The organism is Legionella navarrensis (assembly GCF_052527415.1).
Genome location: NZ_JBNVZR010000003.1, coordinates 60657 through 87185, shown reverse-complemented (window position 1 = coordinate 87185; position 26529 = coordinate 60657). Strand labels below are relative to the sequence as shown.

Below are 26529 nucleotides of genomic sequence, written 5' to 3'. Positions count from 1 at the left end.
ACAGAATTACTCTATGAGCGCAAAAGTTATTGTCGGCATGTCCGGCGGAGTAGACTCCTCCGTCGCCGCCCTGCTACTGAAAGAACAAGGTTATCAGGTGGAAGGTCTGTTCATGAAAAACTGGGAACAGGACGACGCCGATGGCTACTGTGCCGCTGCCGCCGATCTCGCGGATGCCCAGGCGGTCGCGCATCAGCTGAACATTCCCCTGCACAGCGTTAATTTCTCTCAGGCTTACTGGGACAAGGTGTTTTCTCATTTTCTGCATGAATACGAAATGGGAAGAACACCCAATCCAGACGTGCTGTGCAACAAGGAAATCAAATTCGACGCCTTTTTGCAGCACGCTCTTAGCCTTGGCGCCGATTTTATTGCTACCGGCCACTATGCCCGCGTACGTGACGGCGCATTGTATAAGGCCAAAGACAGAGACAAGGATCAAACCTACTTTCTGCATGCGGTGGCACCCGCGGCTCTCAAGCGCACCCTGTTTCCTGTCGGTGACTACCTGAAAGGCGATATTCGCATCATGGCCGAAGATGCCGGTCTGGTTACACACAATAAGAAGGATTCCACCGGAATCTGCTTTATCGGCGAGCGCCGTTTTAAAACCTTTCTCAATGAATTTATTCTGGCAAAACCAGGCGATATAAAAAGCACGCAGGGAGAGTTGCTCGGCCGACATGATGGGCTGATGTTTTATACTCTGGGTCAGCGTCAGGGTCTTGGAATTGGCGGTCGTCAGAACGCCAACGAGGATCCCTGGTACGTGGTGGACAAAGACACAAAATCCAATACGCTGCTGGTTGCCCAGGGTCAGAATCACCGAATGCTGTATTCGCAAGGCCTGCTTTGCAGCCCCATTCACTGGCTGACAAACTGTGATGCTGATCAGCTGCCCATGACCTGCTATGCTAAGACACGCTATCGCCAGCCCGAGCAGGCCTGCGTTATCTCACCCGAGCAAAACGGACAGCACTGCGTGATGTTTTCCGACATGCAGCGCGCGGTCACACCGGGCCAGTACGTTGTCTTCTACGACAGGAATCAGTGCCTCGGTGGTGCCACCATTGAACAGATTATTCGATAGTACGATATAATAAATATAAAACCGGTTTTTTATCTGGAGCGATCATGGGCAGTATTAATGCAGCAGAAACAAACAACAGCAGCGGAATTATTTTTTCCGTCAACGCGGCCGATAAAGTGGCCTCACTGATTCTCGATGAAGGCAATCCCAATCTGAACCTGCGCGTTGTCATAAACGGCGGCGGCTGCTCAGGATTTCAGTATGGATTTACGTTTGATGAAAGCATTAACGAAGATGACACCATTGTCACTCAGACCTGTTCTGATGGGCAATCGTCGGTCAAACTGCTGGTGGACTCTATCAGCTATCAATATTTAAGTAATGCTGAAATCGACTACGTGAAAAACATTCAGGGCGAACAGTTCGTTATCCGCAACCCTAACGCCAAGACAACCTGCGGCTGTGGATCATCGTTTAGCATGGATGATGAATAATCCATCTTTGATTCGTTCGCAATGATGCAGCCTGTGCGACATTGCGAGCACGAAGATTAAGAGACCGCCTGCAGCGGCACGAAACCAACGCAGGCGATTATCTATCGTTATTAATAGTTTTCGCTGCCGTTGTCTGGCACTACCCGCGTGTTACGTCCGTAAATAACCAGAATATGCTGCTTGTTTTTCAGTTTAATGTTTTCAGCCTGCACAACAGAAATAATACTGCCGCTGTTTAGCTTAATCACATACTCAAAACCATGCGAGCGCCCTGTGCCGGTATCGGTGTCTGAGATAACAGCAGATTCAGCCGCCTTGTTATGCAGACGTACCGGGCGCATGGAGACGATTACGCCAGGAACCACTTTTTTAATTTTGCCTACTTCTTCAGAATCGTAGTCACCAGGTGACATGTCCTTGCTGCATCCAGTTGCTGCAATAGACAAGGCCATAACCAGACTCCAACCCCATTTTTTCAATTTCATAATTACTCCTGCCACTTGCTGAAAAATGCCGACAATAATACGCGCTCAATTTTTTAACGCAAGTGAATATTATGTTCTATAATTAGGCTAAACATTTGCAAGGATGCTACATCATGAAAAAAATAATTCTCGGCCTGGCGCTATTGACTGGAACGCTTGCTCTGAGCGGATGCTGCGGCTCCTACTCGGGATGCGGCGACGTGAGCAGTTATACAACAGCGGGATGTTGCGGCGATACCAGCTGGTAAGGCAAAGGGATATTATTGTCCTGAGCTTGAAATGACCAATCAATCACGTGTACACTGATGTCAATCTATTAATATTGGCTTACAGGGGCACGACATTGACCAAAATTATTGTTGTCACTTCAGGTAAAGGTGGCGTAGGTAAAACCACAACGTCCGCAGCTGTTTCTTCAGGACTGGCCTTGCTCGGCCATAAAACTGTTGTCATTGACTTCGACATTGGCCTGAGAAACCTCGACATCATCATGGGCTGCGAGCGCCGTGTTGTTTATGATTTTGTTAATGTCATTAATGGTGAGGCCAGCTTAAACCAGGCCTTGATTAAAGACAAGCGTATACCGTCTCTCTACATACTGCCGGCTTCACAGACCCGCGACAAAGACGCCCTGACGCTTGAAGGTGTAGAAAAGGTTCTTAACGAACTGGCTAAGGATTTCGAATTCATTGTGTGTGACTCTCCGGCAGGCATTGAGACCGGCGCGTTGATGGCAATGTATTTCGCTGATCATGCCATTGTCGTTACCAATCCGGAAGTATCTTCCGTACGCGACTCGGACAGAATCCTTGGCATTCTGGCCAGCAAGACCAAACGCGCGGTTGAAAATCAATCCCCCGTTCAAGAGCACCTGCTTCTGACCCGCTATGATCCTGAGCGTGTTGAAAAGGGTGAAATGCTGTCAGTTGAAGACGTCAAGGAAATTCTTGCCATCCCATTAATTGGCGTTATTCCCGAGTCGCGGGCCGTCCTTAAGGCATCAAACACCGGCACCCCGGTTGTTCTTGATGAAAACAGCGACGCCGGGCGCGCGTATCATGATGCGATTGCACGATTCCTTGGTGAAACCCGTCCGATGCGTTATATCAATGCTGAGCGTAAAGGTATATTGCGTCGTATATTTGGCAAAAACAAAGAGGATGTTCCAGCATGAGCATATTCAGTTACTTAAGAAGACGTAGCAACAGCACAGCGTCGGTTGCCAAAGAGCGCCTGCAGATTATTATTTCGCATGAGCGCACGCAGCGCAGCACGCCGGATTATTTACCAAAGCTGCAGGAAGAAATTCTGGCGGTCATTGCCAAATACATCCCCATTTCCCGCGATAAAGTCAGCGTTAACCTGGAAAGAACAGGAGACTGCGCGGTGCTGGAGCTCAATGTAACCATGCCTGACAAGGCACTGGAAACGAGTTAATCTGCCACAGAATCCAGAAATATCAGTGCGTTTCGTCCCCGCTATTGCGGGGCGGGATATTGTTTGCCAGGGAGATTGAATCACCCTGCGACCGACATCTCCCTGTTCTCCAGCTACAATCAAAATGTTACAAAAAATATCAGCGGATCTCGTGCAGGGGAACACTTGTTCCAGTCATAAATCCCGTTTAAAATACCGCAGACCGCCTATTTAAGGGACAACTGGCCCCCTCCTTGAACAAAAACACGGGGCCGCTGTCAGGCAATTGGCTGTTTATAATTTTTATCATCCGTAGAGAGAGGGCGTTGAATTGTCAACAGACCCTAATCGATTTTATGTGTAACTACTCAGGTACGTCATCCAGAGCGTAGCGAAGGATCTCAACCTGCCCGGAACCGAGCCAGATTCAGGAGATCCTTCACTTCGTTCAGGATGATGTGAGTACGTATTGGTTACCTTAAAACCAATCTTATCCACAACCTTGGGAGTTACCTTTTATTTTAATTTGGAGGAAATATGGCCGCTGGTTATGAGGACATTCTGGAACTGCTTGTCGCAGGTTTGAAAAATCGATCGAGAGCAACAAGGGATGCGGATGGTGATATCACCGCTGTCACCATAAAAATTGATTGTGGTTCTGACCCTGGGCAGTTTTCAAATTTATTCAGCCAGGCTGTGGCAACCGAAAAGGCCAGACTCGCTGCTGAGCGGGCGAAGGCAAAATCACAACAGCTCGAGGAAATGCTGTCACGCACAGTTTCTCAGCTTTCTCCAGAGAGCATTAAACTGCTTGGGTTCTGTCATTTCATTGATGAAAGCCCCTTTCCCAGTCAACTACTGTACGTATTTGCCGCAAATCCTCACATCAACATCCGCAATATAGAGGCGGCTCTGGATGAGTTGATTAACTCTGGGTTGATTCATAAAAACGATGATTCGAGTTTGTCTCTGACACCGACTTATACGCACCAGGTTGCAGCACATCATATCCAATATACAAAGGCTGTTGGCAGTTACCTCATAGCCATGACAACAATATTTGATGATATCAAGGGAAATGACGCAGGCATTTCTCCTGAGCGGCGATCGTTGTTATTGCGCGCATTACGTTTTATTAAAAAAATCCAGAATGATCTTCCAAGCTATCATGAGCAAGGGAACTCTCGTACTGCAATCATTATCCTGGCACACAGTATATCCAGGTGGGCTACATTTGCTCTGGCCCATGAATATTACATCGATGCAAAAACCATGCTTGAGTTTGCTGCGCTTGTGGCAGAAAGAGCCGAGTACAAGCCCTTTCTTTCCGATGAACTGCTCGAAAGAATTCAGACTGGTCTGAAGAAGGCAGAACAAGGAATCCTGAGCTCAAAACAAACGGTGACATCCACCGCTCTCCCTGAAGAACCAGACGATTCTTATGCTGCTTCCTCCGATCAGGGCAGTCGATTTTCAATGTAATCAACTGAATGCCCCTGCAAGACTTTGCTGCGCAGGGGTACTTATTTACTTAGAAAAAACGAAGAAAAAAGATTGAATACCATGCCAATACGGGATCCGCCCCTTAATAAGCGGATCCCGATCGTAAAATCTCGCGTTTAGCGACAAGAAAAACTGCTGCTTGATGATGGTGGTGTGGTATCGAATACCTCGCTTAATCGGGCCCTCGGCTCAATTTTTTCGATATAAAACGCATCATGTCTTAAAATGTTTTCCAACTTGTCTGTAGAGACGGAAAACAATTCGCCAACTGGCTGATATGCTGTGATGATAGCCATCATCACAGCATGCGCCTGACTTGGTCTAGCCAGCAAAAGGGACAGACGTTCAGCATCCAAACGAAGTATCTCTTTCCATGACTCTCTGGCAACCATTAATGTTACCATCTGAAGAAAACGTTCAATGTTTTGTAAAACCAGTTTTGTATTAGCTTCCGGTATTTCTAAAAAAATGCTGGCGTCATGCCACGGCGACGCTTCGATACCTCGATTTAAAAATTTTTTAACTGCTATTTGATGATTATAAAGAAACAATGCCAGTTCGTCTCGCCCGTCAAATTTATCTTTCGATAATCCAAGCTGATTTTCTGCGTAGAAATAGGCAAGTTGTAAGTCCATCGCTCGCATTTTCCCGGAAAAATCAGGAGCGCCCGAAGCACTCCTCTGCTGTGCCGAGGCAATACTGGCATCAATAGTCGCCTGTAATGCTGCAGGATCATCGAGCATCGTCGCAGGGTCAATGGTAACCGAGCAATGGACCACGGATGCATCGAAAAAAAAAGTAGTCCGGGCAGGACGTTTCTTATGAAATTCAAATGGATTAGTTGCAGCCATAACATACACCTCAGTAAAGTAAATATTTAACGTGTGCATTATAAATACGATTATTTTGATTAAACACCGTGATAAATACGGTGTTTTTTTAAACTGTTATTCCAAGTGCTGTTGACATTTGATCCCCATCCCCCAACGCCGTCGTGCCGCGGCGTGACCCTGAGAGATCCACGCGAATATTTTATATAACTTGATGTTTTTAAATAAATTATACAAAAACCCCTACGTACCGCGCTTTATGCGCGGTATCCAGAGCAGGCTTATCGAGGCATGACGCTTATGGTTTACTCGGACCATCGTACTGGATACCGCGCATAAAGCGCGGTACGTAGGGGTTTATATTTCGTGTGGATCTCTCAGGGCGTGACCACGGTATCCATTGATAGTTAAGTCAGGAACAAATCTCGTCGTATAGATCACGCCAGATTGTCATCTAAGTGACGGTATAACGGTGAGCAGTGAAATAAACGCTCAATAAAATGGCCTTCTGGGGTCGAATGAAGATAATTTCCCGTATTACGACTTCGTCTAATACGGGCTACGCCTGCTGAATTCAAACCGAGAGGATAACCTCATAAGGAGAGCGCTGGGTTTCTGAAAAAAGTGCTTCTCGCTTTTGTTTGTTGCGGTATTCCTTGAGCCAATCAAATATCTGCGTTGCCGCTACCCTGTTCAAGGATTCATCAAACCTGGAGTGCGCATTGGTAAACGCGTCAAGCAGCGTTTGCATATCTTCGCGTAAATTCCGGATCATCAGCGGTGAAAGAGAGGCATCCATCGCTTTTTTCTCATTCCCGAATTTGAAAATGCCAAACCCTCTTTTATCTACCGCAGTGCGCAACGAGCCAAGTTCAAATTCCAGCCTGTCAAGATCTCTGACTCCCTTCTGCAATGTTTTCTGGAAGTTATCGAATTTTGTTGCCCTGGCTCCTTTGTTACCATCTTCGGTATAAAGAAGGAACGCACGATCAAAGGCATCCCTATAGGTTGGATACGCAAAACTTAATTTCTGAAATATGCTATATGCCTCAGGCTTTATATCTTTTTTAGCTTTCGCTAATGAATTGACTATCTGTTTAAATTCATAATCGATATTGCTGTAACGCTCTGATAAATTTTGTAACTGACGAAAAACCACATGATCCATGGTGACACCATAGTTATAAATATTATTTATTATACATATGCACTGTTTGTGGATCAATAAGATTAATTTTTATTCTTTGCATTACGATACTTAATTAAATCCCGCGCATATGGGTGTGAAATGTGAATAAACCTCGCCACCAAATTGATCAACAATACCCTTCGCATTTTGAGAAGCCATTAATTGCGCAACCACATAATCAACTGAAGACGCTTCTTTGACCGCATAAATGGTGAGATTGGTTAGCAAGCCTCGTTTTCTGTACGCTTCTAATGTTGCCCCATTATATAATCCTAAAACCTCATTGTTCTGATAGCTTAGAAGTGTCGAGGCGGGCTTATCATCCACTAATGCCAGATACAGGCGCACTTTTTGAGAATATTTATACGCACCATAAAGCCTGGCCATGCTTTGTGCTCCTGCTTCAGGCATACCAAACACTTCTTTTGTGATGTGAAGAAAATCGGCAAATTGTTTGTCTGTCTCTACTGGCTGAATAGAGACTCCATCCTGCAATGTCATCTTGTTATTCTTTATTTTGTGACTCTCAACAGCAATGGATAAATAGTTACCCATCGATTGAAATCCATGCTTATCAAAAACTGCTACGACCTCTTTTGGCATATCAACTGCATGTGGCCAATACCATGTAACAGGACAAGAGCTTGTTTTAAATCGATTAATTAAAGCAGCACATTTTGTATCGATTTCCTGAGGATTGGCAGTGTAACTCACCATGCCATTCATTAATGGAAATGGAATCTGACTGGAAAAGCAGATATCGCCATCTTGTTTTTCAAAGTAGTAATATTGATCGGGATTGGTATGAAGAATACATTCCTCAAACAGCTCAAGTAGATTCAGGAAAATCGCCTGGGAAGTAGAGTCAAGTTGCTGCCACATCATATTTAATACACCTTTATTATTCATCTAAATTATTGCTATTTGTTGTTATTTATTGCCACTAAACCTATCTGTCGTTTTTGCTCCAGTCAAGCGGAACTACTGATGAATCTGAACCGTTACAAGAGAAAACCGGGCGAATAATGCCCCTGTTGTCTCAATGAAAGGTGCTACTCATGAGAATTGATTTTGCTATTTTCGTTCGCCGTTTTCCTTGTATATTCACGTGAAGACTCTCCTGTCCGAGGGCGTCACGAGAAAAGCCCATCTGGTTGACTGTTCAGCTGCTTCCTCCGATCAGAGCAGTCGATTTTCAATGTAATCAACTGAATGCCCCTGCAAGGCGTTGCTGCGCAGGGGGACTTATTTACTTAGAAAAAACCATAAAGGCAAACAGCCCTTTATCCACAATAAGCTCGAAACGTGTCCAGGCCTGTTGCTGAGCAATATTTGAAAAAGTCTCAATCGATTCAGGAAAGTCGTCCGCACGTGGATGCTGCATACGAAATGCAAGCTCATCCGGGCTTATACCGGGAATCGTTGCTCCCATTCTTTCCTGCAGGGCATTCAGCCATTCAGCGCGTGTCTGCTTCTCTTTGAGTACACCATCAACCATCAGCAAAAAACCATTTGGATTGAGCTTTTGTCTGCAACTCTCAATAAAATTAAATTTATCCTGCAAAGACAGGTGATGAACAGCGTAGCTGGTAAAAATGATGTCCACAGGCGATGACAGGCGCGGAACGGCTGTTGTCATATTATCAGCAATAAATTCTTTTTCACATTCAAGATGAGCCAGTGATTGCGATGCCATCTGTAGAACATTTTCCGCAGCATCAATTCCAATATATTTTGTGATAGCTCTGCCCGCAAGAACTGGTGCAACAGTACTGCTGTCACCACAACCAACATCTACAAAGGAAAAAGAACGCTCGCCTGCATTTGCCGAGAGAAACTGCTTTAACGCTGACAGCATTTCACGATGATACAACGTGTTGTTTTTAACTGAGCTTTGATAGCGCTGCCAATTTTCATTAAAATAGGCACTGGCTGTATTTACGCCATTTCCGCACTGCATTAGATATCCCTCCAGCCTGATTTTTTTACTTTGCCATTGTGCGGAATCGAATATATTGTACACCAGCAGCCAGGGCGCATTGAGCGGGCGCTCTGGGAGCTCATTCAACAATATAGGTTAATTATCTTTTGGATGCCATAACACTTTTGCAAACGGCAGGAGATCTGATGAAATTCGATAAAATTAACACACCAGTCAGTACCAGTGCCCCACCGAGGATTTGCAATGTTGATATATTCTCCCCTCCTCGGCCAGGGATATAACTACAGTAAATACAGGGACCAGATTGAATAATATCGATGTATTACTTGCGCCCAGATGTTTAATTCCGTAATTCCAAAACAGATAAGCCCAAAACTGTCATGTAAGGAAGTACCGCATAAACCTGCCAGCCCTGGTTCAAAATTTCGGAAGTGGCCTGGTCTAACATGGGCTACACTTGCATGACCACGTCAACCCTATACAATCATTGTTGTTCTTAAGAACTCTTATTGGCCAGACAGTTGTCAAAAAAAATCTACGGGAAATGAATTATGTATGGATGTGTTTATCAGCTTTTTTCTTTTTTTTCATTCAGGCCGGATACGAATGACAGCCTGTTACATACAGCAATTCGCAACTGTCAAAACATCGAACAATTAAAACGGTTCATTTCAACATATGATGAAGAATATATTTTATCCATGTGTAGAACCGTGAATAATAATGGGGAGTTACCCTGCGATCTGATTGATAAATCAATCTTATCTCAGGATGACCGCATTGCACTAAAAATAATCCTGACCAATCTGATCCGTAATGATAACCCATCCAGAATTTCTACCCGTCTGGAATTGGGGGATGTTTTAGATAACCTGTCTATTTCTGTGAATGATGAACTACTACGTCTGTTAAGAGTTGTTTGTCAGGCAGTTAATGAAACCCATGAAATTATACGAGAATCATCAACTCATCCCGAGGCAAATACTTTTTCACCCTCTAAAAGAGAAGTCATACGTGCAAAGATTAAACACAATAAAGCAAAAATAGAACTTGAAGTGCTTCAGTTTATTAACTCACGTGTTTCAGCAGGTAATGTCAATCTATCCGACCTCAAACAAATCAGGCTAAACTCCTTAGATTTAATGCGTGAAAAAGCCATCGAGGCCGCTTATAGAACAGGGCTGGGTAATTGTGAAGATTTTTCATTGGTTGCTGAAAAAATTTTAAAAGAAAGGTACGATATTTATTCATCCGAAATTTATTGCATAAAAAATGGCGGACATGTATTTCTGGTAATCAATCGAAATAAAGAAACAAATCCTACCAATTTTCTTACATGGAATTCAAACACCATTATATGTGACGTTCAACTTGGCAGAGTCTTCGATGTGAGGCAAATTCCGTCCAAACTGATGGATTGGAGACCTTGTGAAATTCAAGGTGAAAATTCTCATATCAATTTATTAACAGGCTTTAATCCAAACTACCACTCTCTCGAACCTTATGCACCGGAGCTTAAAGAAGAAAATAATTTAACTGCACAAATTTTCTATTGGGGAATAATAACTTTAGCCGGCTTGCTTCTGTTTGGAATTGCTTATGTCATTTACTATAACCATGGTGAAGTCGATGCAGTTATTCCTTCGCTGGATCTTAAGGTTTGAAAACCTCCGCCAGAACACCAAAATTGGGTAGTGCTTAAATGCTAAAACGGCGAAAGAATTTGTCCGTTTCTGTAATTTTCCCCACATTTACAATAGCAACGTTCACATTGCATAATGACTTCGCCATAAAAATGGCAACATTTAGGGTCTGATGATTGGTACTGTGCCAAACGTACTCCCTTTCTTTGATGAGTTGACTTAGACCAGTCAATTTTTGCAATGGAGCCGCATTGAACATTACCGTTCTTGAATAAAATAATGCCTGGAGGGCAAATTAAAATGTTTGATTTAATCAAAAAATATTTAATGTTAAGCATCATCCTTACACCGACGATTTCTTACGCCGATAATTTTTACACCTTCCGTGATATCAAAAATTATGTCGTGACGGGTCAACCAGTACATTTTCACGTTAAATATAGCCGCTGTACGCCGATTCGAGTTGACCCAACGGCATTCTTTATTGAAAGTGTATACACTGCTAATACTTTTTCTACCAGTTCAAACGGTAATTTATTATCAACACACTCATCTATTACAACCGATGCTAATGGAGATCCTGATGAACTGGTTCTTGAAAATGTTCGCTATTACATACGTCAGGATAACTTCGTGAATGTAACCATTGAAACGTTTAATCCATCTACCTATAAACAACGGACCAGCAATTCATTTGATTGTCATCTAAGTGACGGTATAACGGTGAGCAGTTAAGTAAGCGCTCAATAAAATGACCTTCTGGGATCGAATGAAGATAATTTCCCGTATTACGACTTCGTCTAATACGGGCTACGCCTGCTCAACAGCAATGGATAAATAGTTACCCATCGATTGAAATCCATGCTTATCAAAAACTGCTACGACCTCTTTGGGCATATCAACTGCATGTGGCCAATACCATGTAAAACGGGGCGAATAATGCCCCTGTTGTCTCAATGAAAGGTGCTACTCATGAGAATTGATTTTGCTATTTTCGTTCGCCGTTTTCCTTGTATATTCACGTGAAGACTCTCCTGTCCGAGGGCGTCACGAGAAAAGTCCATCTGGTTGACTGTTCAGCTGCTTCAGCTCTTCTTTCGCCACCAGATAGGATTCAATCGTTTTAAACCCCTTGGAAGCAAGATAAAATTCAACCGTATCGCGAACCACAGAAGCTGGAGTCATCGTGGCAGAAACAATAGTAATGTTTGAAACTGGACATGCCATTTTATTTGCAAGGCATGCTTCAATACTCTCTCTTTGGTATACCTGCCCTGATTCCGTTAATGTCACAGGATTGGTCATAAGCTCCGAGCTGATGGGATCCAATAAATGCCTTGGTGCATCATCTTCCGCAGCGACCACGGGATGTCGTGAATCGGCTAATACGTTGTCAGAGCCGGGCCTTACTGCCGATTGTCCAAATAACGTGAATGATGACGCCGACGAGAGAATATTGGTTGGCCGATACGGCGAACCAGCTTCTGTGCATGACGATCCTGCTGGCATATCAGATGTTGTGATTGGTTCGCTGAGTGATTTTGCATGACGCATAGCCATAACGGCACGTAAATGCTCTACTGAATCATTGTAACCCAGTAATCTGGCTCTTTGCTCCGCTTTATTTGTCTCGTAACTGTCTAACGGGTAGAAAAGCGCCAGGTGAGTGATAGTCGTCCTGTCCGGCTGTCCTACCATGGCCAGGGACAACGCCGTGTTGCCTTGGTTATCCGTTGCATGAACATCCGCGCCATGATAGTTCACAAGGTAATCTATGGTATCATTTTTCCCGCCTTTAGTTGCCCACATTAGTGCGTTAAGGCCGTATCGGTTTCTCACATTGACATCTGCGCCAAGTCTTACTAACAGAGCTATAACATCTATGTGACCATTTCCTGCGGCAAACAGTAACGCGGTATTACCCTCCTTATCACACGCATTTACCTCCGCGCCAAGATTTATGAGTCGCTCGACAGACATCCTGTCACCCTCGGAAGCCGCTGCCATTAATGCGATATTTATTTTATCCTGTTCTGTATTTACGGTGTATCCCCAATCATTCGACTGGCTATCGACAGCCTTCGTGTCACCGCGTGGAAGTTTTAGTATTTGCCGCGAATTCCCTTCTGATTGAAATTCTTGTATTTGCATATAAATAGCCCCAAGCTTTTGCTTTATCACATCCGCTATTGATTCAACATATGCATCTTGAATGGATACCGTCTCAGTACGTATCCTGGGATTATGTTCGGATACATATTGCTCAGCAGTCATATAGATTGCACTGTCAATGGCTTGTGATGGCTGCGCACGCAGCGATAGTACCAGTATTTTAATTAATGCATTTCTGGTTTCGGACAATCTGTCTATAATAGCCTGCGGTATCTTTTTCCCTTGCGGCGATCGGTTCAAGCTTGAGCCTGCCGGAAAAGCGCTCGAGCTTGAAGAGGAGCCGCTCGGACTTGACCAGGAGTAGCTCGAACTTGACGAGGAGCCGCTCGAACTCGACGAGGAGCCGCTCGAACTTGACGAAGAGCAGCTCGAACTCGACGAGGAGCAGCTCGAACTTGACGAGGAGCAGCTCGAACTTGAAGAATAGTAGCTCGAACCTGACACGGGAGACATTGTACTTGATGGTCTGGCCGATCGGGTTCCTGCAGCAATATCCTCCAGATACCTGGCTAAAATCGTATGCCCCCTTTCCCGCGCTAACATTGCCGGGGTCTCATTGAGGTTATTTTTAGCAAGAATGTCGAGTTTATATTTTCCCAGCAAGTGGTTAACCGTGTCAGCTTTACCATAAAAAGCCGCGACTCCCAAAAGCGTAGTGCCCTTACAGGTCCTGCAGAAAATATTGGCATTGTGATGAAGTACCAGGTGATCGATAGTCTGGTTGTGCCCGCATGCTGCCGCCCATATTAATGCGTTATAGCCACTCTTATCTCGCTCATCAACATTCGCACCACGACGGACCAGGTCATCAATCAGTCGATTTTTTCCGGCTGACGCAGCCCGCAGTAACACAGTAGCACCAACGTTATCCTTGAAATGAACATCCCTTGTCAGGGTTGGCGAGAGATCCCGGCGTCGCGACTTTCTGAATGTTAATTTATAAGTCGGGAATCCAGGATTTTTTTTGTTGTAAATCATGTTGATCAGAGGCGTTTTTCCCTTCTTGTCAACGGCGTCAAGATTCGCACCCGCGTTAACCAACGTATGTGCGATTTCTCTCATTTCATTCTGACTTACATACGGATTGTAGTATTCCGTTCTCCTAAAAAGCTGGAAGGGTATCACTACTTCACGAAAATGTCGGTTAAGAGCGTGTAAGGGAGTGGGACCATACTGACAAGAAGAGTAAACCGCATTGACGAATTGGTGCGCGCCATAGTCAAGTAACAGGCGAATAACACCTACATAGGGGTGCGACGCTTGACAGGCATCATGTAGCGTTTCTTTCACGATATAAATGTCACAGCCATAATCTATAAGCAATTGCAGGGTACGCGTTCTTTTGGGACTCCTGTCCTGAGCATAATACAGGGCGGCAGCGAAAGGAGTAGCTGTACCATCCACAAAATCCTCGAATCCATCGCGGCTCGGAAAACCATGAGATGCTGCGTACCGGTTTCTTCGATGCTCGCTCCATGCCACGGTTCTGTTACTGACTGTGTGTATATCAGTATGCGCTCCATTTTTCAGCAGGAAACTGACGACGCCAGGGTTACACGCTCTGGCTGCCACATGGAGTGGTGTTTCACCGTTCATATCGGTTTCATGGATATATCTGCCAGCACCATACTCGAATAATAACCGCATAACCGCGACACTCGAAAGTGCTGCATAATGAATGGGCATTCTCAGGCAATAGTTTTGATTATCACCAAGATATCGATTTCCATTCTTTTCAAGAATTTCCCTGGTTAAAGCCGCATCCCTAAGAAATATCGCTACATGCAAAGGGGTTTCACCTTTTCCATTTCTTGCATCCAGACTCAGGTTTTTTTCGAGTAACCAGCGCAGGGTAACTGCATTGATAAGAAAATGGGTATCAACTCCATTGGGGTTGCCACAAAAAGCCATTTGAAGATCATACCATGGCCTCCAATGAAAATTCATTCTATCAATATCGCTACGCATCGCGGCCTCATACCAGAAGTCCGAGGGATTTTTAAACCATGTTGCAATATTTTCAAACATAAAAGTATCTCTCTGAAATATCGTTAAAATTTTCCTGGCAAATAATTTATCCGTATCCTGGTGTCACAATTGCTGGATACTGCGCATAAAGCGCAGTACGTAGGTGTTATGGGTCAATTGTCAACATGCCCTTGTTATTTTTGCTGCTTCAAATGAGAGCAAATGTAACTACCGAGCATTTTATAGGCATTTGTTTTTTAATCTACCGTAATAAATACGGTCGCAACCGGCGTCATGCTCCTCCCTTAAGCCACAATCGGCCGTCAGTGGCTGCCATGGTATTGGCATAATGATATCGTTAATTGTTATGGCTCGCTTTATAAACCGCTGGGACCGAAATCATTGCATTTTTTGGCGAAAATTAACTGCGAATATAAATCAATTTCTGCCTGGATTAATTACGAAAGAAACCAAATTACTTATCTTTCAGTAAATTAGGAAAATGGCGTAAGAATAGTTGTTGAAAATCTTGTTCATTTTTTTATGTTGTTCATTTTTAATGAACACTAAATAATTATGAACAAATTAAGCATGAGTTAGTGCCTTGACATCTTAGACACTGATACAGTGAATTACGGCAAAACTGGTGCTCAAATTTAATAAAACTCGGATTCAAAAATTTAGCGGGTATTGTTAGGTTGCACTTCGTTTAGCCAGGTTAACTTGAAACAAGTATATAAAATCAACAATACTGTACATGTACAGGAAATATGGGAAAAACCATGCAAACAGTGTCTTATACTCATATGCGCGAACATTTATGTGAAATCATGGAAAAAATCGCCAATGGTGAGCAAATCTGCTTTACTCGTAAAGGTCAAAAGCCTTTTATTATTGGGAAGATCGGCACACCGACCGATGCTCAACTTGAAGAAGCAAAGTACGAGAAACGTGCTCAGACGATTGCTAAACTAAAAGAGCGTCATGCAGCCACTATTAAGGCTTTAGCGGATAAATAATGGAATTAATTTTTTTAACAGTAGAAGATGTGGTATTTATTCAAGGCGAAATATTATCTAATGCTTCGTTACTGATTTAGGAAAACTTGAATCTGCGCTTAAACGTGCTGAACAATATCATCATTATGAAAATATCAATGATATTGTTGAGTTAACGGCTATTTATATCATTGGCATTGCTAAATCACATGCTTTTCCCAATGGTAATAAACGAACCGCCTTTCTGAGCGCCACGTATTTTCTTGACTTGAATGGTTGTGCCTTGGAGGAAAATAGTGAATTACCAGATATTATTGAACAAGCAGCTTCAGGGGTTGTTAATAAACATCAGCTCGTTGAGCTTTTAAAACCTTATATTTTTTCGAGTGAATAAGGTAGTCAAATCCCGTTTGCTTGCAAACGGGATTTCTGATTCGAACTAGACTACATTAGAGTAGTGTTATGTTGTTAGTTGTACATTCACCTTGCTCAATAGTCTTTTTTATTTGTTCAATTACAACTTGTATATCTCTAAGATTAAATTTCTCATTCAAAAAAGTATATTCCATATTGGCCGGGTTAAAATTCCTCATATAATCCTTGGGGTCTATTATATACATATAGCACAAACACAAGCATCAATGATGTTAAAATATTTGCTTTATAACTCGTCAATTATAATCAAGCATTCTTTTAATCACATTTTTCACATTTAATGATGTCCGTAATGCTTTACACAAAAAAGCATTGGTTCCGCATATTTTTACGAAGATATTTTCAACGATAAAAACCCTTTTGAAGTGCGACACATGAATGTATTGGAGTAAGACTTTGCACGTAACTACTTGATTATACTATGCCGTTGTGCGGAATCGAACCGCAGACCTATTGATTACGAATTAGAAAATAGCGGTTTTTAGCCATTTCGACACGATATGAATTTCTTTTAAATTCCTTTTACTTATTTGATATTAAAGCTATATTAGGTTATAAGTTCCTTTAATGAATTTGACCTAATTCTTCGACACATATTCGACACGTTACGACACGCCACCTTTAGATAGTGAGAACAATATGCGAATCAACAAAACAAATATTGAGAACTTAGCTATTCCCCAACCGATTAAAACAGGGCAAAGTGCTCAAAAGAAATATTACGATGACAACCTCAAAGGATTTGGCGTACGTGTCACCTCAGGAGGCACTAAAGCATTTTTTGTTGAAAAGCTCATCAATAGAAAACTTAATCGGATAACTATTGGTCGTTACCCTGAAATTAGCCCTGATATGGCGCGAAAGAAAGCGACAGAACTCCTCGGACAAATTGCTATGGGTAAAGATCCTGTTGCTGAGAAAAGAGCGCAATCTATGCGTGAAATTACTTTAAACGAAGTTTTTCAAGAATACTTACAAACCCGAAAAACCTTAAAACATAAAACCATTAATAATTACACTCATATGATTGATAAGGCATTCCCTACATGGAAAAATAAGCCTATTTTGTCAATTACTAAAGATCGCATTAGTAAGCATCATGAAAAATTAGGAACAGAGCATGGTGAAGCCTATGCCAACCTTGCAATGCGTGTTTTACGCGCCCTCTTCAATTTTGCTGCTGGTCAATATGAAGATGCCCAAGGCAAATCACTTATTATGGAGAACCCTGTAAGGCGCCTTTCACAAACTCGCGCATGGTATCGAGTCGAACGTCGCCAAACATATATTAAACCCCATGAATTAGAGGCCTGGTATCAAGCTCTTAAAAACATAGAAAATGAAACTCTCCGAGATTACTTGCTGTTAATTTTACTAACAGGTCTACGAAGAGAGGAAGCAGCTACCTTAAAATGGGAAAACGTCGATTTAGCAGCAAGAACTTTTACTGTCGTTAAAACAAAGAATAATGAATCACATACCCTACCCCTTTCTGATTTTCTTTATGATTTATTAAATACTCGATATGAAGCGAGAATTAATGGTTATGTATTTCCGGGAACCGGTGCTTCGGGCCATATTATTGAACCTCGTAAACAGATGGCACATGTGACCAAAGCCTCTGGGGTTCATTTTACTGTTCATGATTTGAGAAGAACTTTTATAACAATTGCAGAAAGTTTAGATATCTCTGCTTATGCGTTAAAACGATTAATGAATCATAAAATGACTAACGATGTAACTGCTGGATATATCATTACAGATGTGGAGCGACTTAGAAAACCTATGCAACTAATTACAGATTATTTTTTAAAGTGTATGGGCATCCTTAAATTATCTGATCTTATAAAATCCAGCTCATCTAATTTGGATCGCAGTGAGATCCAAATTGAATGAAATAATTAATAAACCTACTTTTTCTCCAAACTCATTTGAATATGATTTTGGCAGACATTGTCAGCCAAATTAAGTTAATCTCATTTGCCGAATAAAAAGTATAAGCTTTAGAATGGGGTATATAAAGAATAAATAAGTTCCTTATCAATTTTCAAATCACTATTGGACTAAGGCAAAATTGATCGAGCAACATTGTCATAAGTTGGCATCAATGAGTACTCATTAATGCCCATATTATTGAGTGTGCCAACAAGATTATCTACTTTACTCTTAGGTAATTCAATTTTAATCAAGCCTTCATTATAATAATTTGAAGCCTGCAAATATTGCTCGAAATTAGGCCATTCCTTATTATGAAAGTAATAACTTTCTGCTCCAATCATTTCAGTAAAAAGTCCTTTTTGCTTATGTAGAAACTCTAACCCAACTCTGTGTAGTCTTTTATGTAATTTAACCCTCCCTTTTAAAGTAGAATGCGGTAAATATTTCGTATTTAATGCCCAAACACATATGTCTTGTTTTGTCCTAGATTTATTAACCCCTCTTGCAGAAAAGAAAGCAGCGATTAAAGGATCAGTAGTCCAATCTAAATATCGAGTTGGTATGCCATGATGTTGAGCTAATGCCGTTGCTTGTGGAAAAAAAATTCAACCAATGAGGTATAAGGAAAAGCATTATTGTCATTTGGATGAAAATTCTCTCTTAATACGGTTTGCTTTTTATCTATGAAAATAAAATTATTTATATAGTTTGATAAAGTATGATAGAAATAATCTACCGAACTAATTTCATTGGATTGTGGTTGAAATAGCTTCAACGTAGGCACTGGTAAGCCAATACTATTAGCTCTAACCAAAAACTCTTCGATTAACCTGATTTCAACAAAAGCGCTCTTTATTATATTTTCTAATCGATTTTTAAATTCATCTTGTAATGAAGTACTAGAAATAATATTAGAAATCGCCGACCTCAAACCTGGAGTAGGAACACCTGGTATAACATCTCCTATTATTTTATCAAATTGATTCAGATATGTTGTATCTCTGTAAAGAGATGGTATCAAATCGTAACTAGAATCATTGTGTCCACGAAAAATCCAATTACAACTTATATCGTTTTTTTCATGCCATCTTTTATTTGCGAGACTTAATTCATTTAAAAAGCCATCAGCGGTGTTGCATTTCATTATGGATACCATCCATTAACTCCATTTAATAGTTTCTCTAAGTATAGTTAGCTGCTAATAATTAACTTATCTTAATGATCAAATTTCATTAAACAATTTTGTCCAAATTCAAACATTGCAAAGCAATGTATATTGCGCCCTTAGAAAATTCTTTTCTTCGGGAGAGTTAAATTTGAACTCAGGAGTTTCAATATAAATTAATTTTTGGAGCTTTCTACTTTCTTAATAAGATTGAGAAATTTCAGTAATCAAGTAATCCTTGACCACTGATAAATTAATAGTAATTTTTATTTCTTATAATGCGGGTTGATAAAGTCTCATTATGGATTTAGATAAATTTGGTACGCAGTGCGTTCCAAATTTAAAAGAATGAGACTGGATGGCTATACAATCTAATTCTATCCAGCCACTCTATATTGAATATCAAAATCTAAAGCTTTAGCAATTGGTTTAGAGTTTTTCCCTGATTTTCTCAATTCTATAATTCCATAACGAGCCATAGTATTTAAAGTACGACTCAGATTGCCTGGTGCACGTTTACTTAAAACTGCAAGTTCTTTAATTGATTCAGGCTTTTGCTCATCAATTATTTTCAATAGCCTCATATTATTTTCATTTAATACTTCGCAAAGTGATTTAATAGAGCTAAACCAGATCTTTGGTTCATTTTTTTTAGGCACATAACGACCAGCAGCAATTTCAATCGTACGTCTTTGAAATTTTTCTCGTGACATAATACCAACTCGTAGTTTTTTCATTTTTTATCCCCATTATTCAATTGTTGAATAATTGAATTCACTTCTTTAAAAAAATCATTTAAAAGCTGCTCAGCACTTTCAAATTCATAAGGAGTACCCTTATCATTTATTGATTTATGAACATGATCATATTTAATAATCTGCCCAGAATAACGACCATTTCCTTTAACTTTAATCCCATGAGCATTATCAAAACCTAAAATTCGCTGATTAAAATTATCATGAAGAGTTAAATTATATCTAATGCCATGTGGCCTCTCTTCAGTTGGCTCGGTTAAAAAAACCTCTATTTTATACCAATAACCATTTTCTTCTGTGTATTCTGTACCATCTAATGCAAGTAATGTTTCTAAGCCTACATCCCTCATTAAAAATCCAAAGATATCATCTGGTGATATTTGAATTATAGTATAAATTTGAAATGAAAGTAACCCTAATAATTTTGAGTGGTACAAGTGGTACTACTGGGACACCTTGATAATTACTAAGTTTCAGGAGTACCACCATCAAATCCTATGATGGTATCAGTGGGACAAAAAGCCATATTTTGCTCACAATAGTTTCAATTTCTTTGAATTTGTTTTCAATTCTTGACTTTAATTTTCAAACCACGTAATAATCTGTTCGTTGTATTAAATAGCTTTATAAAAATGGCTATAAAGCTATATGGATTTTTGGATAGAAAGTACCAGGTTACTGGAATTTTCAAATTGGATTTATGGAAAAAGCCTCTTTGGCGGCATTTTTTAATGTCGAATGAAAATTCTTTTAAAGGTATTACTATGTCTAAAAATAATGTATCACGCTTGCAACTCATCAATGAATTCGAATCTGCTCCGGAATCTACCCTCTTTAGTCAAAATACTCTTGCTGCTGTTTTAGATTGCTCAGTTCAATTGCTTGAGCGTAAGCGTTGGGCTGGTCAGGGTGTGCCCTACTTAAAAATTGGTCGTACCGTTCGCTATCGCAAATTAGATATTATTAATTATCTTCAACACCAATGTGTTCATAACCCCCTTCAAGAAGCGGTTTAGCCTTTCTTGCTTTGGTCTTATTGAATAATTGGAAGGTGGTAGCTCACCTTCCTCTGAAAGTTGTTGGAGAGAATGAAAATGAATTCAGAACAAATATATCATGTTGATTTTAAACAGTCTAAACGCATTAAGTCATTTCAGTATGCTGGTGGACTATTCCAGTTAACCTCAGATGGGGTGATTTTTGTAGGTAAGGATAAAGACAATAATGAGCTACCTCCTCGATGGATTTGCTCTTCTTTGTCTGTTGTTGCTAAAACTCGTGATGCTCATAGTGGCGAATGGGGTCGGTTGCTTGAATGGGTCGATGATGATGGGATTAAACACCAATGGGCTATGCCTTTGGCTTTATTGCAAGGAGATTCAAGTGATGTAAGGCGAGAGCTAGCTCGATTGGGATTAACTATCTCTCCTAGTAAAACAGCTCGTGATTTGCTGGCCTCCTACATACAAGTCTTTCCTGTTGAAGAACGTGCTCGGTGTGTCGATAAACTCGGCTGGTATAAAGAAGTATTTGTTACCGCTCATGAAACCATTGGACAATCGGATGACCAAATCGTTTTTCAAAATGCTAATAGTCTTGAACCCGCATTGTCCACTTCGGGAAGTGTTGAGGATTGGCGGAATTCTATTGCACGATTAGCAGAAGGTAATTCCCGTTTGATATTTGCAATTTCCACTGCATTTGCACCAAGTCTAGCTAATCTTGTTGGCGAAGATTCTGGTGGCTTTCATTTTAGAGGTGCCTCCTCTTCTGGCAAAACAACAGCTTTAAAGGTGGCTGCTTCTGTTTGGGGCAAGCCAGACAGTTACATTCGTTTGTGGCGAAGTACATCTAACGGCTTAGAAGGATTGGCCTCTCTTCATAATGATGGTTTATTAATCTTAGATGAACTTAGTCAAATGGATCCCAAAGAAGCAGGTGAATGTGCCTATCTGCTTGCCAATGGTCAAGGTAAAACACGAGCATCTCGTTGTGGTACAGCAAGACAATCGATGCGCTGGTCATTACTCTTTTTGTCAGCTGGCGAGGAGTCATTAACATCAATAATGGCAAAAGCTGGTCAGCGATGTAATGCGGGGCAAGAAATTCGTTTAGCAGATATTGAAGCTGATGCTGGTGCTCAGATGGGGTTATTTGAACAGTTACACGATCATATTAATCCAGCATCTATGTCGCTCGCGTTAAAAGAAGCTGCCAGTCAGTATCATGGTGCAGTTGGACTAGCATGGCTCCACAAAATTGTTAGTCATCGTACCGAATTAATTCCCATACTCACTAATAAAATCCAGCAGTTTGTAAAGAAGGTGACTAAGCCGGAACACTCTGGTCAAATTCAACGAGTAGCTAGACGTTTTGCTTTAGTTGCCCTGGCTGGGGAAATGGCGATTCACTTTGAATTAACAGGATGGAAAAGAGGTACAGCATGTCAAGCAGCAGAAACATGTTTCAAAGCATGGCTCGCAGATTTTGGTGAGCATGGTAATCGAGAAGATCGAGCCATACTATCGCAAGTTCGAGCTTTCTTTGAAAAAGAAGGAGCAAGTCGATTTGAAAGCGAAAATCATCCCAATAGTGAACGACTTTATAACCGTGCAGGCTTTTTTCATACAGATGAAGAAGGTTTTCGTATTTTTATGGTTTTATCCGAAGTTTACAGGACGGAGATTTGCCAAGGATTTGAACCTAAAATGGTGAATAGAGTACTTATTAACGCTGGTTGGATAGTCCCGGGTAATGATGGTAAAGCCTCTCAAAAACGAAGAATTAAAGGTGTTGGCATTCCTAGATTCTATGTTTTTACTGAGAAAGTCTGGTCTGACGAGTTTTAATTGTCCCACTCGTTCCACTGTTGATTTTGATAGTGGAACGTCCAAAGTTCAGTAACCACAAGGGTGTCCCACTTGTTCCATTTGTTCCACGTATTTTTTTGTTCTATGTAAAAATCTATTAGGTTGTATCGGCTTTAATGAAGATGCTTTCCCGTATTACCTTCGTCTAATAAGGGATACGCTTGCTGCTCTTAGATACATATAAGAGGATGTAAGCGCAATATTTAAATCCTACACGCACCATAATTAAAGAATATGGCGATAATGACGACATAGTAAAATAAACAGTGGATTGACATTATGAGATGGATTAAAAAGAATATTGGGATTTCCTCATTTTCTATTTTAATATTAACTTTAGTTATTTTCATTGTGGTTTATCATATATTGCATTTAGCCGATGAATATAAGCAGAATTTAGAAATCGATCTAGCCTACTATATATTAACCGTAACCCTATCTACTATTTTGATATTATTAGCTTCAATAAAATCCCAAGAAGCAATTAAACAATCTAGAACCAATTACTTATTAAGAATTGATGAAAGATGGTCTAGCCCTGAAATAATTAGAGCTAGAGAGGTTATCCATGAACTATATCTTGATGCTAAAGAATTAAATCCCCAATTTAAAGAAAATAATGAGCAAATAAAGGCAATAATTTCCTTTGGAATAATGAAACTCCATGATGATAAACGTAAAACCGAAAAATTTATTAGCTTATTAAATTTTTTAGATTTTCTAGAAACAATTGGTTACCTTCATTCACAGGACTCCATAAGTACAGAGGAAGTAAGCGATCTGTTAGGGAACTCCATAGTTTATTTTTATGACATCTTTAGTATTTATATTGCTTATAGGAGAAAATCAAAAGATATAGGTTTTTATCTGAACTTTGAAAAACTTTATCTAAAAGTGAAAACCAATTGTATTCAAATAAAAGAGAGAAATCTTTCTAATAAAAGTTCAAGTGAAAATTGAAACGTAGAATTGATGGGTTCTAATCTTTCAACATTGAAAGTCAAAGCTATAATTAAAGGATATTTTTTTATACCGCTTAAAAAGCATAATTTTAAATAATTATATAAAGATTATCCTTATATTTTTGTGAACATTGATCCTCCGTCAGGGGAAAAAATCTGATGATAAATTCTTACAGCATGAGCATCTGTCATTCCAGATATATAATCGGAAATAACACGAATATTTTTATCTTCCAAATATTTATTATAAAAATCATTGGGAAGCATTCTTGCAGGATCAGAGCTTATTGCATCGAATAATTTTATTATTAATTGTTCACCACTATACTCCAACATCTGAACATTTTTGTTTTTAATTACATGCTTCCGCACTAAATCCATCATAATTTTAAGCTCATCCTTAACATAATCCGGAAATTGAGCTTTTAAATCTAGCAACTCAGATTCGAAAATCGATTGTTGGACTATTTGAACGTTACTAATGAAATAAAATATAAAATCACTTATAACTCTTTTTCTTTTAAAACTTGAGTCAGAGAAAAGGTCTTCCACAATACTTGGATTATAACAATTCTTTTGAAAATCTGTATCTGAGCCTTTTATCTTCTCAATAACTTCCTTTTGCCAAATATCTTTATCAATAAATTTTAAAGCAATGGCATCTTCAAGGTCATGAATCCCATAGGATATATCATCTGCTAACTCCATAATGCTACAATCAAAGCTCTTATATAATGCTTTCTTGTGTTCATTAGTCTCATTTGTTTTTTTAGGTTCACAAAATGTTTTTCTATCACGAGGTGAAAATGGGTCTATAACCCAACAAAAGTTTCTGTCATGCTCATAAATGCACTTTGGCGGATCAAACGATTTAATACATAGTGGGCTTGTGGTTTTGTCATATTTTAAAGGATTTCGAGCCTGCTCTAGACTTAGAGGATATTTAATTAACCCTAACAAAGTTCGTCGTGTAAGATTAAATCCATTTTCTGCGCTATGCTCACCTAAAGTAGTACATATTCTAAAAGTTTGGGCATTACCTTCAAAACTAGTTTCATGCTTTTCTAAACAATAATTTAATGCCTTCTCACCGCCATGTCCAAATGGAGGATGTCCAATATCATGTGCTAACCCAATGGCCTCTATTAAATTTTGACTAGGTAAAATATCTTTAAATTTTTTTGTGGTTTTTTTTAGTTTATCAACAATACCTGATGATATTTGAGCTACTTCCATTGAGTGAGTTAACCGTGTTCTATAAAAATCACTTTCACCCAATCCAAAAATTTGAGTTTTTCCTTGTAAGCGCCTAAATGCGGAAGAATGGATTATCCTCGCCCTATCTCGGCTATAGTTACACCTGTCTGAAGAGTATCGTCTTCGATCATAATAGATTCGATCAATCCATTTATCTGTCCATTTATCCATGACATTCCATATTTTTTATATGTACGTGAATTATAGTATGAAATCTGATCATATAAAGAAATTGCTTTCGTAGGTATTCGACACATATTCGACACGGAAGATAATTTTAAATTTACAATCTCGTAACCCATTGATTTAATATGCCGCTGCGCGGAATCGAACCGCAGACCTTTTGATTACGAATCAATTGCTCTGCCAACTGAGCTACAACGGCTCGAAATAAATTGTAGCGTATTATTTCAGCACACTTCAATATGAAACGCAGATCGGGCGCTCAGCTCAATCGTATTGGCTAAAGCCGGACATGCTGTGATTAATTGATATGGTCGAGATTTAAAAAATAACGGGTCGCTTTAAGTTCGCCGGTTCGTTTGAGAATTTTTTTTAACAAGGTCATTAAGATCTCTGGTTGTTGAAGCGATCGGCGTGCCTGTTATAAATTAAACCATCATTTTAGCGATCCCACGTTCTGCCATGCTCGCTCCAGGAATTTCTCATAATTTCCCGTATTACGACTTCGTCTAATACGGGCTACGCTTGTTTATTTCAAGAGAGATTTATTCAACCAGGCGGGTTATGGAGATAATGAAATGTGGAGTGAAGCGTCCGACCTAGGCCCGGAACACGGAAGAGAAATCTGCAATATCGCACATCTCAAATATTACACGTGCTAAATCTTCCGGTAATTGATACTTTGTTACCAGGTCAGATAGTAATTCCTTGCTTAAATCCTGCGCTACCAGTTCACCATCCTGATTCATAAATTCGACGCAAGGCTTGTCTGAGCCAAGGTTTGAAATAGCAAAAATTACGTTTAGGCAACCCCTTATACTTTCGTCTTGTACCAGTAAGCCAATTACCTCAGAGCTGTTCGTTATAGCCGGCCATCTTAATGAAAAATTTCCATATTCTTCTGGTCTGCTGTGCGCCATTATCATTTGCCTGGCACCGTCAAAAAAAGCACATTTGATTGCTTTATTTGACGTTTTAATACTATTCATAAAATTAATCGCAGATTGCATCGCAAACATAATGGTCCTCTTATTGGCTTTAAAAAGGCTGGAAAGTACCATACATAAAAATAATTATCCACTATTACTGGCACTATAAAAATGAGGAAACTGTGACTGCGTGGAGAGGATTTTTTTTTGATTTTTCAGAGGATTAAGGGATTCGTTGTTTCATGTCCTTAAGTGCATTATCGGATCGGGAATGCTCTATTTCCATGAGAATATCTTCCGCATCACAAAAGATTGTTGTGGAGCGCGCATTTGAGCGGTTTGCTCAGATAGGTTCCCGTATTAAG

25 protein-coding genes, 1 tRNA gene and 1 pseudogene are annotated in these 26529 nt (G+C 40.3%); 13 read left to right on the top strand and 14 right to left on the bottom strand.

The genetic code is table 11. The features are described 5' to 3' along the window. Positions 1 to 13: 13 nt before the first annotated feature. Together mnmA and erpA are read left to right on the top strand one after the other, a co-directional pair. Positions 14 to 1090: a tRNA 2-thiouridine(34) synthase MnmA gene (gene mnmA / locus ACQUTA_RS03105; protein WP_444986736.1), complete on the top strand. Its 1077-nt coding sequence runs from the start codon at positions 14 to 16 to the stop codon at positions 1088 to 1090. Positions 1091 to 1134: 44 nt separating this feature from the next. Continuing rightward, complete coding sequence (erpA, locus tag ACQUTA_RS03100) at positions 1135 to 1524, top strand: iron-sulfur cluster insertion protein ErpA (RefSeq protein WP_444986735.1); 390 nt, start codon at positions 1135 to 1137, stop codon at positions 1522 to 1524. A gap of 110 nt (positions 1525 to 1634) precedes the next feature. Here erpA and ACQUTA_RS03095 read toward each other — a convergent pair whose 3' ends face one another. Next, positions 1635 to 2009: a hypothetical protein gene (locus tag ACQUTA_RS03095; protein ID WP_444986734.1), complete on the bottom strand. Its 375-nt coding sequence runs from the start codon at positions 2007 to 2009 to the stop codon at positions 1635 to 1637. A 343-nt stretch (positions 2010 to 2352) separates the two neighbouring features. On the opposite strand from ACQUTA_RS03095, the gene minD reads away from it, so the two are divergent. From minD to ACQUTA_RS03080, 3 genes are all read left to right on the top strand, one after another. Then, positions 2353 to 3183, top strand: a complete 831-nt coding sequence (minD, locus tag ACQUTA_RS03090; RefSeq protein ID WP_444986733.1) for a septum site-determining protein MinD — start codon at positions 2353 to 2355, stop codon at positions 3181 to 3183. Further along, positions 3180 to 3446, top strand: coding sequence for a cell division topological specificity factor MinE (gene minE / locus ACQUTA_RS03085; protein ID WP_444986732.1), 267 nt, complete (start codon positions 3180 to 3182; stop codon positions 3444 to 3446). Before minD ends, minE begins: the two co-directional genes overlap by 4 nt. Before the next feature lie 516 nt (positions 3447 to 3962). Then, positions 3963 to 4907, top strand: a complete 945-nt coding sequence (locus tag ACQUTA_RS03080; protein ID WP_444986731.1) for a hypothetical protein — start codon at positions 3963 to 3965, stop codon at positions 4905 to 4907. A gap of 137 nt (positions 4908 to 5044) precedes the next feature. Here ACQUTA_RS03080 and ACQUTA_RS03075 read toward each other — a convergent pair whose 3' ends face one another. The 5 genes from ACQUTA_RS03075 to ACQUTA_RS03055 form a co-directional block, all read right to left on the bottom strand. After that, a complete protein-coding gene (locus ACQUTA_RS03075; RefSeq protein WP_444986730.1) occupies positions 5045 to 5779 on the bottom strand; it encodes a hypothetical protein in 735 nt (244 codons plus the stop codon). Positions 5780 to 6332: 553 nt separating this feature from the next. Continuing rightward, a complete protein-coding gene (locus ACQUTA_RS03070) occupies positions 6333 to 6926 on the bottom strand; it encodes a hypothetical protein (protein WP_444986729.1) in 594 nt (197 codons plus the stop codon). A 90-nt stretch (positions 6927 to 7016) separates the two neighbouring features. Next, positions 7017 to 7832, bottom strand: coding sequence for a GNAT family N-acetyltransferase (locus tag ACQUTA_RS03065; protein ID WP_444986728.1), 816 nt, complete (start codon positions 7830 to 7832; stop codon positions 7017 to 7019). A gap of 364 nt (positions 7833 to 8196) precedes the next feature. Continuing rightward, the gene (locus ACQUTA_RS03060) at positions 8197 to 8907 is read right to left on the bottom strand and encodes a class I SAM-dependent methyltransferase (RefSeq protein ID WP_444986727.1); all 711 of its coding nucleotides are present in this window, start codon (positions 8905 to 8907) and stop codon (positions 8197 to 8199) included. Positions 8908 to 9102: 195 nt separating this feature from the next. After that, positions 9103 to 9252, bottom strand: coding sequence for an EamA family transporter (locus tag ACQUTA_RS03055; RefSeq protein WP_444986854.1), 150 nt, complete (start codon positions 9250 to 9252; stop codon positions 9103 to 9105). A 188-nt stretch (positions 9253 to 9440) separates the two neighbouring features. On the opposite strand from ACQUTA_RS03055, the gene ACQUTA_RS03050 reads away from it, so the two are divergent. Both ACQUTA_RS03050 and ACQUTA_RS03045 read left to right on the top strand, forming a co-directional pair. Then, positions 9441 to 10553, top strand: a complete 1113-nt coding sequence (locus ACQUTA_RS03050) for a hypothetical protein (RefSeq protein ID WP_444986726.1) — start codon at positions 9441 to 9443, stop codon at positions 10551 to 10553. Positions 10554 to 10832: 279 nt separating this feature from the next. Continuing rightward, positions 10833 to 11267, top strand: coding sequence for a VirK family protein (locus ACQUTA_RS03045; RefSeq protein ID WP_444986725.1), 435 nt, complete (start codon positions 10833 to 10835; stop codon positions 11265 to 11267). Positions 11268 to 11579: 312 nt separating this feature from the next. Here ACQUTA_RS03045 and ACQUTA_RS03040 read toward each other — a convergent pair whose 3' ends face one another. After that, entirely contained in the window at positions 11580 to 14732 is a 3153-nt protein-coding gene (locus ACQUTA_RS03040; protein WP_444986724.1) for an ankyrin repeat domain-containing protein, read from the bottom strand. Positions 14733 to 15442: 710 nt separating this feature from the next. On the opposite strand from ACQUTA_RS03040, the gene ACQUTA_RS03035 reads away from it, so the two are divergent. The 3 genes and pseudogenes from ACQUTA_RS03035 to ACQUTA_RS03025 all read left to right on the top strand — a co-directional run bounded on the left by ACQUTA_RS03035 (position 15443) and on the right by ACQUTA_RS03025 (position 18001). Next, positions 15443 to 15691, top strand: a complete 249-nt coding sequence (locus ACQUTA_RS03035; protein ID WP_444986723.1) for a type II toxin-antitoxin system Phd/YefM family antitoxin — start codon at positions 15443 to 15445, stop codon at positions 15689 to 15691. An 82-nt stretch (positions 15692 to 15773) separates the two neighbouring features. Beyond that, positions 15774 to 16064 (top strand): annotated as a pseudogene (locus ACQUTA_RS03030) (type II toxin-antitoxin system death-on-curing family toxin); the annotation flags it as partial. A 680-nt stretch (positions 16065 to 16744) separates the two neighbouring features. Next, positions 16745 to 18001 (top strand): tyrosine-type recombinase/integrase, encoded by a 1257-nt coding sequence (locus ACQUTA_RS03025; RefSeq protein ID WP_444986722.1) that lies wholly within the window; start codon positions 16745 to 16747, stop codon positions 17999 to 18001. A gap of 167 nt (positions 18002 to 18168) precedes the next feature. Here ACQUTA_RS03025 and ACQUTA_RS13190 read toward each other — a convergent pair whose 3' ends face one another. The 4 genes from ACQUTA_RS13190 to ACQUTA_RS03005 form a co-directional block, all read right to left on the bottom strand. Beyond that, positions 18169 to 18606, bottom strand: a complete 438-nt coding sequence (locus ACQUTA_RS13190) for a hypothetical protein (protein ID WP_510175184.1) — start codon at positions 18604 to 18606, stop codon at positions 18169 to 18171. Between the two features lie 14 nt (positions 18607 to 18620). After that, positions 18621 to 19187: a hypothetical protein gene (locus tag ACQUTA_RS03015; RefSeq protein ID WP_444986720.1), complete on the bottom strand. Its 567-nt coding sequence runs from the start codon at positions 19185 to 19187 to the stop codon at positions 18621 to 18623. A 398-nt stretch (positions 19188 to 19585) separates the two neighbouring features. Next, positions 19586 to 19945 (bottom strand): HVO_A0114 family putative DNA-binding protein, encoded by a 360-nt coding sequence (locus ACQUTA_RS03010; protein ID WP_444986719.1) that lies wholly within the window; start codon positions 19943 to 19945, stop codon positions 19586 to 19588. After that, a complete protein-coding gene (locus ACQUTA_RS03005) occupies positions 19942 to 20400 on the bottom strand; it encodes a toxin-antitoxin system TumE family protein (RefSeq protein ID WP_444986718.1) in 459 nt (152 codons plus the stop codon). The genes ACQUTA_RS03010 and ACQUTA_RS03005 overlap by 4 nt, the downstream gene beginning before the upstream one ends. Before the next feature lie 327 nt (positions 20401 to 20727). Between ACQUTA_RS03005 and ACQUTA_RS03000 the strand changes: the two genes are divergently transcribed. From ACQUTA_RS03000 to ACQUTA_RS02990, 3 genes are all read left to right on the top strand, one after another. Beyond that, positions 20728 to 20979, top strand: coding sequence for a DNA-binding protein (locus ACQUTA_RS03000; protein WP_444986853.1), 252 nt, complete (start codon positions 20728 to 20730; stop codon positions 20977 to 20979). Between the two features lie 78 nt (positions 20980 to 21057). After that, entirely contained in the window at positions 21058 to 22812 is a 1755-nt protein-coding gene (locus ACQUTA_RS02995) for a DUF927 domain-containing protein (RefSeq protein ID WP_444986717.1), read from the top strand. A 300-nt stretch (positions 22813 to 23112) separates the two neighbouring features. Next, entirely contained in the window at positions 23113 to 23793 is a 681-nt protein-coding gene (locus tag ACQUTA_RS02990) for a DUF4760 domain-containing protein (protein ID WP_444986716.1), read from the top strand. Between the two features lie 116 nt (positions 23794 to 23909). Here the strand turns inward: ACQUTA_RS02990 and ACQUTA_RS02985 are convergent, their stop codons facing one another. From ACQUTA_RS02985 to ACQUTA_RS02975, 3 genes are all read right to left on the bottom strand, one after another. Continuing rightward, on the bottom strand, positions 23910 to 25223 hold the full coding sequence (locus tag ACQUTA_RS02985; RefSeq protein ID WP_444986715.1) for an anti-phage deoxyguanosine triphosphatase: 1314 nt from the start codon (positions 25221 to 25223) through the stop codon (positions 23910 to 23912). Positions 25224 to 25364: 141 nt separating this feature from the next. Then, a tRNA-Thr gene (locus ACQUTA_RS02980) sits at positions 25365 to 25437 on the bottom strand. Positions 25438 to 25834: 397 nt separating this feature from the next. Further along, positions 25835 to 26254: a hypothetical protein gene (locus ACQUTA_RS02975; protein WP_444986714.1), complete on the bottom strand. Its 420-nt coding sequence runs from the start codon at positions 26252 to 26254 to the stop codon at positions 25835 to 25837. Between the last annotated feature and the right edge of the window lie 275 nt (positions 26255 to 26529).